This is a genomic window from Brucella grignonensis (assembly GCF_002252505.1).
GTDB classification, from domain to species: domain Bacteria; phylum Pseudomonadota; class Alphaproteobacteria; order Rhizobiales; family Rhizobiaceae; genus Brucella; species Brucella grignonensis.
In genome coordinates this window covers 109,511-122,248 of the sequence record NZ_NNRL01000147.1, presented here as the reverse complement: position 1 = coordinate 122,248, position 12,738 = coordinate 109,511, and the positions used below count along the sequence as shown (strand labels likewise).

Genomic DNA, 12,738 nt, shown 5'->3' with positions numbered 1-12,738 from the left:
ACTATCAGTCATTTAATAGCGGATGATAGCAAGTGGCAGATTGACGCTGCTGTTTGATAACGATAAAGAGGCGTTCAAGTCTGCTTCGTTCAGATACGGAGGGGTGGCCGAGCGGTTTAAGGCACCGGTCTTGAAAACCGGCGTGCGAGAGATCGTACCGTGGGTTCGAATCCCACCCCCTCCGCCATTAGTTCTTTCAAACAGGCACACACGTTCGTTGGCGTTCAAAAGCCATTGTAAACCTTGAGTTTGAGTGTACATTCCGTTTCAAGCGCGTTCGGGCTTGGTTGCTGGAAGTCGACAACAAGTCGGATACGAACCGGATATCGTAAAAGAGAAAACCGGATACCGTTGTCCTGCACCTGTTCGCACAATGAGATAAACGCGTCTGTCGCTTCCCGAGGTCACAATCGGTTTTTAACGAATCCCATCCCGTTATTCGGCCCGGCGCATAGAGCCTGCAAGCATAGCGCGCTGGAAATACGACCTTGCTGGTCGCGAAAGTGGCTTTGCTGCTTGTGCCAGCCATTCGACGGTATCTTGGTTCGGAGATGGTGCAGGCATCCTGGCGCCGCGCGCGAAAATGGAAATTTCTTTGGAATGGGACGCCAGCACCGTGGCGAGTACACCTGTCAAAAAGCCCGTATCCTTGGCTCGCGGAAACCACACGCCACCGTCCTGTTCCTTTACTTCAGACAGGGCTGCGATATCTGCAAACAATAACTTCCATTGCCGACCAAGGCGTTCGAACTGCCGGTTCAGCAGCATCGCCGTTATATAGTTTCGCGCGGCTGCGCGTCCTGCAATCTCGCTCTCGAGATAGTTTGCTACTCCCATGGGGTCCGTTTCGAAAGCCAGCACCAGATCGGGCAAACTATCAGTCGTTATCTCTTGCGCGGCGGCGACAAAATTCTCGGATGCAATCACACTACTCTCGGCATGCAGGATCGTAGGAACCAGCACCGCACCGATTATGGCAGCGATCCGAATTTTACGCGATGTACGCAAGATGGACCTCCCATTTTCCGCCTGCTGTCGGCTTGAAGTCCTCGTTCGGTCTCGTCAGCAATCAAAGTGGCTAGGTATTTTGGAGTTTTAGATGTGTAAAATCTTATCGGGCTGTGCTGCAAACCATGCGTCCATGATGATGGATGTAGTATTTACGCTTCTCATCAGCAGAGAATTATTGATGTTAAAAGACCACCATTCTTTTGTGTGTAGTGATACTTGGCTTACAATCTGAGTTTGCGAAACCTTAAGGAGATGATGGCAGAGCGTGGCGTTGCGATATATCATTCAACGGTGCATCACTGGGTTCTGTATTTCAATCCAAGACTGCTTGAACGCCTCCATCGAAAGAGGCGTCAGGTGGCACGGAAGTGGAACCTGGATGAGATTTACATCAAGGTAAGTAGCATAATTGCGTCCGGAGGTAAGACTTGTTCCAACCGATCCGGATGCTTGCAACGGAACCGGCCAGATACCATCGATTGCATAAGAAAATGACAGACGTATCGCAATGGCGGTCTTTGAACACTGAAAACACTCAGCCGCCTAAAAGGCAAATCCTACCATCCAACGTATTGACGAAAAATTTGCAACATAACCGAAGACTGCACTGTTGAAGAGTGGAAATGTCGCATTCAATACCGGCGAAAAGATCGGGTTCGAACATGCCCCACCAGAAGCTCACCGCCCGGAGGTGATCCGGGCGGCAGCTCAACGAGGGCATGTTGTTAACCGTTTTCGCCTTCTTCGCTTTCACCGTTCACGCCGTTTTCTTCGGCGCCGTTCTGGTCTTCATTGGCGGCGCGTTTCTCGACCTTACCCGTATTGGCGTCGACCATGAAGTCGTGCTCTGTCCCGTCAGCGGCGATGATCGAAATCTCGTAAGCCGGTGCGCCTTTTTCGAGATCGAACTGCGCTTCGGCAACTTTGCCGGGCTGAGCCGTTTCAGCAGCCTTGATGGCGTCGGTGATCGAGATTTTGGAACCCATCAGCGCCTGCATCTCGGCCTTATCCTTTGCTCCGCCATCATTCGCTGCAGACGCAGCGGTGACGCCGGCAGCGCCGATACCTGCAACCAGAACAGATGCGGCAATGATCATGAGCTTTTTCATGGATCTCTCCTTTTTCTGGATCGGCACCATGCCAATCTCATGCACCGAAGATGGGGATTGATTATTACGATGTTCTGGCTGACCGCTTACAAAACCGTATGTTGTATGGCGTCGAAGCGTCTGTAATACGGCGGGAATAAGAACTCTTTCCAACAAGGTGCATGGAGGCAAAATGAATAATGACGTACAGCAGCTCGCGGAACATTTGTTGCAAACTGGCTATGATGATCTGCCAGCAAGAGAACAGCGCGTGCTCCGACGTATGGCAAAACGGGTAGCAATCTCTGAGAACATCAACGAGACCTTCCACGAGCGTCTGACCCTCGGCCAACGCCTTGCCGACAAGGTTGCTGCGTTCGGTGGCTCCTGGACTTTCATCATTTCATTCGGCGTTATCCTGGCGATATGGGTTGTGATGAACACTATTGCGCTGCCGGGCAAGGATGTTTTCGATCCCTATCCGTTTGTGTTTCTGAACCTCGTGCTTTCGATGCTTGCGGCGATCCAAGCTCCCGTCATCATGATGTCGCAGAACCGCCAGGCCAATAAAGACAGACTGGCCGTCTCGCATGACTACGAGGTCAATCTGAAAGCAGAACTTGAAATCATGCAGTTGCACGACAAGATGGACCAGATCCGCAGCGAACAGCTCGCTGAGATTCTTCGCCAACAGCAGGAACAAATTCGACAACTCAGCTCAGTCGTTCAAAGACTCGAAAACGGCCCGCAATGAGAAGAACTGCTGCTCCTAGCTCCGGCACCAGCCCCAAGCGATTAGGGCCGAAAACACCCACCGATAGGTTGGCAGTAGCAAGCAGTCCATCACAGTGCCTTCCAGGAACGGTCTGAAAGGCAAAATTACCAGCATCCCGATAACAGCGGTCAGCAAGCCACCAGCCATGTCGAAAGGGAAATGAACACCAAGATAGATGCGCGACCAGGCGACCAAAATGGTGAGAATAGCTGCCAACCCCGCAGCAATTCGTTCACATGCAAGCCACCACAGTCCGATCGCGATTGCCGCCATGAAAGTCACGTGATCGCTCGGGAAGGAACTGTCAGCAACATGTTCGACCAGCGTGTTGCCGACCGGGACCATGAATGGCCGTGGGTGAAACCAGATCAAACCCGCAATCTGGTTCAGACCAAGGGCGAGTTCCGCGCCCAGAAAAGTCGAGACCAGTTGTCCGCGCCTATCCGAATTGCCCCACAGCCACAATCCGGCAAGCAGCAATGGAAGGAAATAGATCGCATAGTCCGCGGCGTATGTTGCCAAAGCTACAACGAGCGGTCGCGGATTGCTCGATGCATTCAGGATTGAAAAGAGTTCAAGGTTGAAGCTGTCGATCGGAAAATAGTTTTGGTTCATGAATATTCGCCTTGAACGAGTTGAAACCGGCAAGCCGAGAAAGCTTGTCGGTTGTTGCGATTGTATTTTCGCTGTGATCAGCCTTTAACGCCAATGAGCGCCAGGGCCTGAGTGTAAAAGTCGTCGGCGCGGTGATCGTCTTCTGCCTTGCAGCGTTCGTCACCCTTGGCCTTCAGGTCATTGAATTTCACCTGGTCAGCTGCGGCGGGCTTCTTCGTTTGCATTTCGGCTTCGATCTTTGCCTTGAGATCTTCGCAAGCAACCGGTGCCGCGTGAGCGAATCCGCCAGCAAGGCGACCAAAGACAAGTGCGGAAATGGCGAGTGTGAAGATGATTTTCTTCATGAGAGTTATCCTGTTGGGAGTGTTTCCGGGATGATCTGATCGGGCGCGTCAGCGAACCGAACGTCAGTATATGTGTCTGCCAATAGTTACGACGGTTTCGCCGGAAGCTTACAAATTTGTAAGCCAGTAAATCACGGGGGCGGCGATTTCTTACCAATCTGTAATCTGCTGGACCGATTGCTGTGAGAAACCCAAGCCATTCTAGTCACAGTCGTTGGTTTGCAAAGCACGTTTACGCGATCCGCCGGCCCCTAATTCCAACCGGTGCCATGCGCCATTCCGGAGACGAAAATGGACACGCTTACCATCGAAACCGAAACTGCTTCCGTTTCCGGAAGCCGGGAGTACAACCGCGTACCGCAGGTTACGCCCGACTTCTGGATCGTCAAGATCCTGGCCGTAACCGTTGGTGAGACAGCGGCTGATTTCATTAACATGAACCTGGGCCTCGGCCTATCGACCACATCTGTCATCATGGGCGGGCTCTTGATCGCTGCGCTGGTGTTCCAGTTTGCCCAGCGCAAGTACATTCCTTGGATCTACTGGTTGACCGTTGTTCTGGTCAGCGTGGTCGGCACGCTCATCACCGACACCATGGTCGACATCTTCGGCGTCAGCCTCGTCACTTCAACAGTAATTTTCTCAGGTGCTCTCGCCGCCACTTTCACGGTCTGGTATGCGCTCGAAAAAACGCTTTCAATCCATACGATCTACACATTCCGGCGCGAAGCGTTCTACTGGCTGGCTATCCTCTTCACTTTTGCATTGGGTACGGCAGCCGGAGACCTCGCCGCTGAACAGCTGGGCATGGGCTACCTTTCGGCAGGACTAATGTATTCCGGTCTGATCGCAGCGATTGCCGCAGCATGGTATTTCTTCAAGGTCAATGGCATTCTCGCCTTCTGGCTTGCCTACATCTTCACCCGTCCCATGGGTGCAGCCTATGGCGATCTGATGGCACAACCGACCGAATACGGTGGCCTCGGTTTCGGGTTCACCTGGACCAGCGCCATCTTCCTGGTTGGTATTCTTGCCGTCGTTGTCTACATGACCGTATCCCATGACGGCGACGAGTGGTCACGCACCAAGAATACATGATGCTGTTGGCCAAGAAGTTCTTGGGGCACCATTCCTCTTTGGTTCGGGCGCAGCCAATCCCCCTTTGGTGGCGCCCTCAATTTTTTGGGTTTATTCAATCAGGTAGCGATTGAGACAAGCACCAAACTCCGTTTGTCGATTGGCGCGACCTGGGATGCCGGCACCAGTTTCAGCGCCTTGAAATAATAGATCCAGGAGGCATCGGCCGCGAGATCCGAGAGGATCAGGAAGATGCTTGTCTTGACATCGATCCTGCTCAACTGTGATGTCTTGTCGCGAAACTATAGAATGGCGCTAAGCACCGTGATGACAACGAATGTTCGAACAAAGGTTGCCAGATGCGCAGCGAATTCATTCACCCAATGATTATACATTCCCCGATCGTGCTGGGGCTTGCGCTCTTCGCATACGATGCGTTCGCTCATAGCGAGGGACAAGCTGTTTTCGGGTGAGGGAGCCATCGCAAATATCGCTGCTTTCTTGGCACCTGCGACTGGAGTTTTGCGGTCCTGGCCTTCATTTTCGGAGATGAGGCATATGACTTGCACTTGCCGTAGCCGTGCTCCTTACTGCTTGGTGTGGCGGCGAACTTGTCTATAATTATGGAGTAGTGGTCGGCGGTTGATCTGGATGGGTTTTTGCCGGTTCACTGCCTTCTGAAGTAATCGAGGCTGTTGTGAGAATATTGTTGATCGAAGATGACCGCAAAACAGCGGAATATGTTCGCCACGGCTTTACTGAAGCTGGCCATGTTTGCGATTATCTGGAAAATGGCGCGGATGGCCTCTTTCGGGCAACGCGCGAAGACTACGATGTCATAATTGCTGATCGAATGCTGCCAGGCCTTGACGGACTGTCTGCTGTGAAGGCGCTGCGGGCGGCCGGTAAAAAGACACCCGTCATTTTTCTGACTTCTGTCAGCGGTGTGAATGACCGCGTCGAAGGTCTTGAAGCCGGTGGCGACGACTATCTGGTCAAACCGTTCGCTTTTTCCGAGCTTGCCGCTCGTGTGAATGCACTGGCGCGCAGACCCGTCATTCAGGAACAGAAAACAAAGTTGCGGGTCCATGATCTTGAAATGGATCTCATTCAAAGACGTGTAAGCCGGGCCGGAACGGAGATTGAACTCCAGCCAAAGGAGTTCCAATTGCTTGAGGCACTCATGCGTGCGGAAGGGCGTGTACTGACCCGCACCATGCTGCTCGAAAACGTCTGGGATTTTCATTTCGACCCGCAGACCAGCGTGGTCGAAACCCATATCAGCCGGTTGAGAGCAAAGATTGATAAGCCATTCGGTGTCCCTTTGCTTTACACGGTTCGTAGCACGGGCTATTCGCTTCATGCGCCCCGTTGAATTTTACAGGAGCATCACTGCGCGGCTTGCGGCGCTGTTGACGGGCATTGTTTTTCTCAGCCTCCTGGTTGGAGGTGCGGCTGCCTTTTTAGTCATCAAGACGGAGCTTAAACAGCGCCATTTCAATGTTCTTGAAAACAATATTCACTACTTCCAAGAATTGTTTAGAGAAAGTGGACGACCAGAATTCATTGACTCATTGAATGAGCATATCCGCTCGACGCGCAATCATGAAACCATTTTTCATCTTACTGATGCATCTGGGAATATACTTGTTTCCAATATCAAGCCAAGTCAGCCATTGCCTGACAAAGCGGAGATAGCTTCGACCTCATTGGGGCTTGAAGAAGATTTCTCCTACTTCATTGCCTCGATCTCTCTGGGAACCATGCGTCTGACGCTTGGTCAAAGCGCAGAAGATGTCAGTGAGATTGAAGAGATATTTCTGCAGGCGTGTGGATGGGCGTTGCTACTTATTGTTGCACTGACTCTATCTGGCGCCTTTGCCATTGCGGCAAGTACCAACCGTCGTATTTCTGAACTTGGGAGCGCCCTTGATGCAGTCAACGCCGGCAAACTCGATACACGTTTGCCGGTTTCCAGTCATAATGACGAGATTGATCGCATCGTCGCCCTGATGAACCGCTCAATTGCTGCACTCGGTGCTGTGGTTGAGACCAACCGCCAGATATCCTCGGACATTGCCCACGATCTGAAAACACCGTTGAACCGACTGCGCATTGACATCGAATTAGCCATTGAGCGTGAAAGCAAGGGTGAGAAGGTCACGGAGGAGCTGGAGCGAATCGAGGCGGAAAGCAGCAAGATCCTCTCGACCTTCGACGCACTCCTGCGCATTGCTCAGATAGAGGCTGGAGCGCGGCGAGAAAGGTTCATTCAGCTCGATCTTGCAACCTCAACTTCGAAAGTCGCTGAATTCTACCAGTCTTATGCTGAAGATCATGGCTCGAGGTTGGATATCGATGTGCCGGATCATCCATTGGTGGTCAACGGAGATGCGGAACTCCTCACCCAGCTTGTCTCAAATCTCATCGAGAATGCACTCAAACACGCGGGCGATCGACCGGCTGTTGTAGTGACTGTACGTAACAGCGGAGAAAAATTGTTTCTGGAGGTGACGGACAACGGACCGGGCATTCCGGCCGATGAACGCGAAAACGTGCTGCGTAGGCTCTACCGACTTGAGAAAAGCCGTTCGACACCGGGCTCTGGGCTGGGGCTTGCCATGGTAAAGGCGATTGCCGAACTCCATGATGCAATGATTGAACTTGATGACGCGAGCCCGGGACTCGTCATCCGCATTATCTTTCCCGCATGGAAGGAATGAACGGATTGTTCTCCCAATATCTCCACCAGCTTATTGACTATATCGGAAGCCACCCGATCGCGGCGCTCTTGATCATTTTGCTGATTTCTGCCGGCGAAGCGATTTTCATTCTCGGCTTGTTTGTTCCATCGACAGTCGTTCTTGTTGGTGCGGGGACCTTGATTGGACTGGGAAAACTTCATTTCGGACCCGTCTTTGCAGCCGCATCGCTGGGTGCAATCATCGGTGACGCAATCTCCTACTGGATCGGGCATGTCTACAAGGAGCATATCCGATCGATATGGCCGTTCAGCCGGTTTACGCACTTGCTCGACAAGGGCGAAGACTTCTTTCGGCGCCATGGCGGGAAAAGTGTATTCATCGGCCGATTCATACCAGGCGTGAAGGCCGTAGTACCGGGTATTGCAGGTATCGCGGGAATGAACCCGTTCTGGTTCACCACCATAAACGTGGCTTCGGCGCTCGCCTGGTCTGCTGCCCATATCTTGCCAGGAATTGGCGTAGGGCGCACGATCGGCGTTGCGACTACCGTCAACCCGCGCGTATTGGAGTTCATGATCGTCGTCGTCGTCCTCTTGACCCTCGTTTGGTACGTGACTCGATTGTCGGTCTTCTGGCTATTGCCAAGATTGGATAGCATCAGATTGTTGGCTGCAGACAAGTTGCGCAACGATGCGCGCAGCCCTTTGCATATCCTCCGCCGGCTTCTGCTGAACGAGGGCAATATCGTCGTTCCGTTTATTTATGGCGGGATCGCTGTCGCAGCCTTGATCAGTTTTGCATTGATCATTCTACAGCTATTCTTCGATCAGGAGTTTGTTCGCTCTGACCAGGCGGTCAGCGCCTATCTTCAATCGCTTCGCACACCGCTAATCGATCATCTGATGATCGGCATTACTATGCTGGGCGACGGTCTGGTGCTCGCGCCGATCGCAATTGTTCTGGTCGGCGTCATTGCTTGGCATCGACGTTGGAAACTGGCAGGAATAGTTGCCATGGCGTTCGCCGGGGCGACCATATTCGTTCCCACGATGAAAATACTGATCCATCGCGCCCGACCTATGGAACTATACCAGGGCGCCGACGGATTCAGCTTCCCGAGCGGTCACGCAACGCTGTCCGCAGCAATTGTGGGCATCACCTTTCTTGTATGCTCACATGAATTGAAGCCGCGCGCGCGTCTGGCAGCTTTTGTTCTAGGCGCGGGTCTGATCGTCATGATTGCTTTCTCTCGTCTCTATCTGCGAGCTCATTGGCCAAGTGACGTTTTTGCAGGAGTATTGTTCGGCGTATCGCTCACCTTCCTGCTTGCTTGGCTGATACATGGAAAAATGCTTGCACCGATCTCTCGGCATGCCGCCATGGCGATTGGTGCAGTTTTTCTTGTTGTATATCCCTTCCACCTGATCAGCAGCTATCCATCAGCTCACGAGAAATATGTTCGAGCGGTCGAGGAACGCTTTGTAACCAAGAATGAATGGCTCGCAGATCCACTGCGGTTTGGGTCGGCAAGCCGCATCATGCTTGATGGTGAGCTCGCGCAGCGCATCATACTTCAAACCGACATGCCGATTTCGGAGATTGAAACGATACTGATCCAGGCCGATTGGACGAAGTCGGAGTCGGGCCAAGTTGCGCAGCTCATCAATACGATTTTGCCCAGCCGGAGCGATGTCGGTACATTCGTGCCGTTTCCCGAGACGAACAATGGCGCATTGCCCATCGCAACATTTTATAGGGAAACAGCGCCTTTACAGCATCAGATTTTGCGGTTCTGGGCCACGAAATTCAAGATATCCTCTGGTAGCAGAAGCACAGAACTCCTTGCAGTGACCGTCTCCGATCAAATGGTCGAGCCTGTTGGTTTTGGCTTTTCCTTGCCCGAGCATGTTTCGACCACCCCGCAGGCAGCTGGCTCAGTTGGCCAACAGATATCAAACACATTATCGTCTGCGAGGAATACGAAGCCGCTCCGTTCACTCGGCATTTATTTGGTGCCTTCCGCTTGACCGTATGGAAGGCGGTTCTTGGACGTTTGAATGAAACAAAAATGGCATCATTGTAATAATTCGGTTCACACGGAGCACAGGTTAACTTTGTAAGCAGTTAAATCTCGCTCTCTGCTGAGGAAAAGCTCAACCGTATCGCCATCACTGTCAATGGCACGGTACGATACACCTGCGCCACAGGGGCGCATTACAGCCGATGAGGATAAAGAGGAAATTGCCAAGCTGAAGCGGATCGTTGCTGACCTGCCCTTGGATGAAGGCTTGTTTCAGGACGTTCAGTCCTGAAACCTCAACGCCTCAATCAGCATGGAAAACCCGGAGGAGTGCTGCCGTCGGCTCGGATAATAGAGATAGTAGCCCGGAAACGGCGGACACCAATCCTCCAGCACACGAACGAGCAGGCCGTCGGCGATGAGCGGTAATACCTGATCTTCTGTGATGTAGGCGATACCGAGTCCATCGACAGCTGCTTCCAGCGCTAGCGACGTATCATTGACAATCATCTGCCCGTTTACCCGGACATTGAGCGCGCGGCCGTCCTTCTCGAATTCCCAGGCATAGAGGCCGCCATAGGTAGGGAAGCGCAGATTGATGCAATTGTGGCGGTTAAGATCGCGTGGAGTCTGCGGCGATCCGTGGGCGGCAAGATAGGCCGGCGAAGCCGCTGCTGCCATCCGCATGTCGGGGCCAATGCGGACCGCGATCATATCCTGTGCTACGGTCTCACCAAGCCGTACGCCAGCGTCGAACCGTTCGGCGACGATGTCAACGAAACCGGCGTCGACACTGAGTTCGATATTGAGGTCTGGATAGTCCGTCAGGAGCGGAACCAGTGCCGGTTCCAGAATGGTCCGGGCCGCGTGCGCGCTCGTCGTGATGCGGATCGTGCCCGCCGGTTTGTCGCGAAGCTCGCTTAAGCTTGCAAGTTCAGCTTCAACGGCATTGAACAGCGCACCCACCGACAGAAGCAACCGATCACCGGCCTCTGTCGGCACGACACTGCGGGTCGTACGATTGAGCAAACGGATGCCAAGCCGTTCCTCCAACCCGCGAATGGTATGGCTGAGCGCAGAAGTCGATACGTCCATCTGCGCCGCTGCCCGCGTGAAACTGCGCTCCGTCGCGACCGCACGAAACGCCAGCAGATCATTGAAATTGTTTCGCGCCATTGTTGAGCCTGATTCAAAACCGCATCCTGATTATCCAATCTAATCGCTGAACCTGTCTACGGCTAGATTGTATCGCATAAGGAGATTGTGATCGTGGCAGACAACCAGACACCGATGCGCGCGCCATGGGGCGATATTGCGCCAGGATTGACCGAAATCACCGATACCGTGCTGTTCGATGATGTGTGGATGCGGCCGGGACTTTCCCCGCGCGACCGTAGCCTTATCACTGTGGCCAGCCTGATCGCACTCTATCGCAGCAACGAACTGCCCTTTCATCTGAAGAAGGCGCTGGAGAACGGCGTCACCCGCGACGAGATCGTCGAGATTGTGACGCATCTTGCGTTCTATTCGGGCTGGCCCACCGCCAGCACCGCCATCGCCATCATCCGGCAGGCGTTCGAGGACGTGGATCGACAGCAATCTGCTGCCGACCATGAGCGGCGAACCTGACCCCGACACCATCACCCTTGAAACGTTCAGCCGGGTCATTCCCCAAGCTTGAGGAGCACAAAATGAAAATGAGAAAACTTGGAAACAGCGGCCTTGAAGTGTCCGCCATCGGCCTCGGCTGTATGGGGATAAGCTTCAGCTATGGGACTGCACTGACGAAAGAAGATGGCATCAAGCTCATCCGCGAAGCGGTCGAGCGGGGTGTCACCTTTTTCGACACTGCTGAGGTTTACGGCCCCTTCGTCAACGAGGATGTGGTGGGCGAAGCGCTGCGTCCTGTTCGTGACCAGGTGGTGATCGCCACCAAATTCGGCTTCGATATCGATCCTGACACGCGCGAAAATCGCGGCGTCAGTAGCCGACCTGAGCATATCCGCCGCGCAGTCGAGGGTTCGTTGAAGCGTCTCGGCGTCGAAACCATAGACCTGCTCTATCAGCACCGCGTCGACCCGAACGTGCCAATCGAAGACGTGGCTGGAACAGTCAAGGAACTGATCGCCGAGGGTAAGGCAAAGCATTTCGGCATGTCGGAACCCGGTGTGCAGACATTGCGCCGTGCCCACGCCATTCAGCCTGTCGCAGCGGTCCAGAATGAATATTCGCTCTGGTGGCGCGCGCCCGAAACCAATGGTATCCTCGATGCCTGCGACGAACTTGGTATCGGATTCGTGCCTTATAGCCCGCTCGGCAAGGGCTTCCTAACCGGGGCGATGGACAAGGATACGACGTTTGGCGCCAACGACTTCCGGGCCAGTGTGCCGCGGTTCTCGCCACAGGCAATGGAGCGAAATCAGGCGTTCGTCGATCTGCTGAAGCGTGTCGCTGATGAAAAGGGAGCGACGCCCGCGCAAATCGCACTGGCATGGCTGCTTGCACAGCGGCCTTATATTGTGCCGATCCCCGGCACGACGAAGCTGCATCGTCTTGAGGAGAATATCGGCGCGGCGGCGATCCAACTTTCCGATGCCGACCTCGCGGCGATCCAGCAGGCTGCCGCCGGGATTTCAGTGGAAGGTGACCGCTATGCGCCCGCGCACATGGCCATGGTCGGCCGCGAGGCACCGCCGTTGAGCACCAACACCTGACACCATCTCCACAGCCATAAAGGAAACCGCCATGCGTGCCACTGTTATGCACAAAGCGCACGATGTGCGTATCGAGACCGTTCCCGATGCAGCCATCGAAAACCTACGGATGCCGTGACCCGCATCACGCGGGCATGCATTTGTGGTAACGATCTGTGGCCCTATAATGATCTCCAGCCGGACAGTGTGCCCGGTGGCGTCGCATGGGGTACGAAGCAATCGGAGTGGTTGAGGCGATCGGCAACGAGGTTCGCCCGATCCGCCCCGGTCAGGTCGTCATCATGCCCTTCGCCTATCCGGACGGCAGTTGCATGTTCTGCGAGGACGGCCTGCACACCTCTTGCCGCCATGGCGGGTTTTTCGGGGCGGGCGGCGCTACCGATATGGTA

The 12,738-nt window shown here is 53.9% G+C and carries 14 protein-coding genes, 1 tRNA gene and 2 pseudogenes; 11 read left to right on the top strand and 6 right to left on the bottom strand.

The annotated features are described in order from the left end of the window. Positions 1-97 precede the first annotated feature (97 nt). Positions 98-187 (top strand) — tRNA-Ser (locus CEV33_RS02930). Positions 188-435: 248 nt separating this feature from the next. Here the strand turns inward: CEV33_RS02930 and CEV33_RS02925 are convergent. Beyond that, on the bottom strand, positions 436-1,008 hold the full coding sequence (locus CEV33_RS02925; protein WP_094538958.1) for a hypothetical protein: 573 nt from the start codon (positions 1,006-1,008) through the stop codon (positions 436-438). Positions 1,009-1,205: 197 nt separating this feature from the next. Between CEV33_RS02925 and CEV33_RS24405 the strand changes: the two are divergent. Then, a pseudogene (locus CEV33_RS24405) lies at positions 1,206-1,410 on the top strand (IS6 family transposase); the annotation flags it as partial. A 326-nt stretch (positions 1,411-1,736) separates the two neighbouring features. On the opposite strand, the gene CEV33_RS02920 reads toward CEV33_RS24405, so the two are convergent. Continuing rightward, the gene (locus CEV33_RS02920) at positions 1,737-2,120 is read right to left on the bottom strand and encodes a PepSY domain-containing protein (protein ID WP_167388109.1); all 384 of its coding nucleotides are present in this window, start codon (positions 2,118-2,120) and stop codon (positions 1,737-1,739) included. 172 nt (positions 2,121-2,292) lie between these two features. Here CEV33_RS02920 and CEV33_RS02915 point away from each other — a divergent pair, with 172 nt between their 5' ends. Further along, positions 2,293-2,853: a DUF1003 domain-containing protein gene (locus tag CEV33_RS02915; RefSeq protein WP_094538956.1), complete on the top strand. Its 561-nt coding sequence runs from the start codon at positions 2,293-2,295 to the stop codon at positions 2,851-2,853. Between the two features lie 15 nt (positions 2,854-2,868). On the opposite strand, the gene CEV33_RS02910 is transcribed toward CEV33_RS02915, so the two are convergent. Both CEV33_RS02910 and CEV33_RS02905 read right to left on the bottom strand, forming a co-directional pair. Continuing rightward, positions 2,869-3,489, bottom strand: coding sequence for an undecaprenyl-diphosphatase (locus CEV33_RS02910; protein ID WP_094538955.1), 621 nt, complete (start codon positions 3,487-3,489; stop codon positions 2,869-2,871). Between the two features lie 77 nt (positions 3,490-3,566). Then, positions 3,567-3,833 carry a hypothetical protein gene (locus CEV33_RS02905; RefSeq protein WP_094538954.1) on the bottom strand — a complete coding sequence of 89 codons (267 nt, stop codon included), beginning with the start codon at positions 3,831-3,833 and terminating at the stop codon, positions 3,567-3,569. A 291-nt stretch (positions 3,834-4,124) separates the two neighbouring features. Between CEV33_RS02905 and CEV33_RS02900 the strand changes: the two genes are divergently transcribed. Then, the gene (locus CEV33_RS02900) at positions 4,125-4,931 is read left to right on the top strand and encodes a COG4705 family protein (protein WP_094538953.1); all 807 of its coding nucleotides are present in this window, start codon (positions 4,125-4,127) and stop codon (positions 4,929-4,931) included. Positions 4,932-5,029: 98 nt separating this feature from the next. On the opposite strand, the gene CEV33_RS23955 is transcribed toward CEV33_RS02900, so the two are convergent. Next, the gene (locus CEV33_RS23955) at positions 5,030-5,191 is read right to left on the bottom strand and encodes a hypothetical protein (protein ID WP_167388108.1); all 162 of its coding nucleotides are present in this window, start codon (positions 5,189-5,191) and stop codon (positions 5,030-5,032) included. A 416-nt stretch (positions 5,192-5,607) separates the two neighbouring features. Here CEV33_RS23955 and CEV33_RS02890 point away from each other — a divergent pair, with 416 nt between their 5' ends. The 4 genes from CEV33_RS02890 (at position 5,608) to CEV33_RS24590 (ending at position 9,927) form a co-directional block, all read left to right on the top strand. Next, a complete protein-coding gene (locus CEV33_RS02890) occupies positions 5,608-6,285 on the top strand; it encodes a winged helix-turn-helix domain-containing protein (RefSeq protein ID WP_094538951.1) in 678 nt (225 codons plus the stop codon). Continuing rightward, positions 6,272-7,633 (top strand): sensor histidine kinase, encoded by a 1,362-nt coding sequence (locus tag CEV33_RS02885; RefSeq protein WP_094538950.1) that lies wholly within the window; start codon positions 6,272-6,274, stop codon positions 7,631-7,633. The genes CEV33_RS02890 and CEV33_RS02885 overlap by 14 nt, the downstream gene beginning before the upstream one ends. Further along, a complete protein-coding gene (locus CEV33_RS02880; RefSeq protein WP_094538949.1) occupies positions 7,621-9,642 on the top strand; it encodes a bifunctional DedA family/phosphatase PAP2 family protein in 2,022 nt (673 codons plus the stop codon). Before CEV33_RS02885 ends, CEV33_RS02880 begins: the two co-directional genes overlap by 13 nt. A 150-nt stretch (positions 9,643-9,792) precedes the next feature. Then, positions 9,793-9,927: a hypothetical protein gene (locus CEV33_RS24590; RefSeq protein WP_268875792.1), complete on the top strand. Its 135-nt coding sequence runs from the start codon at positions 9,793-9,795 to the stop codon at positions 9,925-9,927. On the opposite strand, the gene CEV33_RS02875 is transcribed toward CEV33_RS24590, so the two are convergent. After that, positions 9,918-10,811 carry a LysR family transcriptional regulator gene (locus tag CEV33_RS02875; protein ID WP_094538948.1) on the bottom strand — a complete coding sequence of 298 codons (894 nt, stop codon included), beginning with the start codon at positions 10,809-10,811 and terminating at the stop codon, positions 9,918-9,920. The genes CEV33_RS24590 and CEV33_RS02875 overlap by 10 nt on opposite strands. Positions 10,812-10,904: 93 nt before the next feature. Here CEV33_RS02875 and CEV33_RS02870 point away from each other — a divergent pair, with 93 nt between their 5' ends. From CEV33_RS02870 to CEV33_RS24780, 3 genes and pseudogenes are all read left to right on the top strand, one after another. Next, the gene (locus tag CEV33_RS02870; RefSeq protein ID WP_235818349.1) at positions 10,905-11,264 is read left to right on the top strand and encodes a carboxymuconolactone decarboxylase family protein; all 360 of its coding nucleotides are present in this window, start codon (positions 10,905-10,907) and stop codon (positions 11,262-11,264) included. Between the two features lie 62 nt (positions 11,265-11,326). Next, positions 11,327-12,349, top strand: coding sequence for an aldo/keto reductase (locus CEV33_RS02865; RefSeq protein ID WP_094538947.1), 1,023 nt, complete (start codon positions 11,327-11,329; stop codon positions 12,347-12,349). Between the two features lie 203 nt (positions 12,350-12,552). Further along, positions 12,553-12,732 (top strand): annotated as a pseudogene (locus CEV33_RS24780) (alcohol dehydrogenase catalytic domain-containing protein); the annotation flags it as partial. Positions 12,733-12,738: the final 6 nt, after the last annotated feature.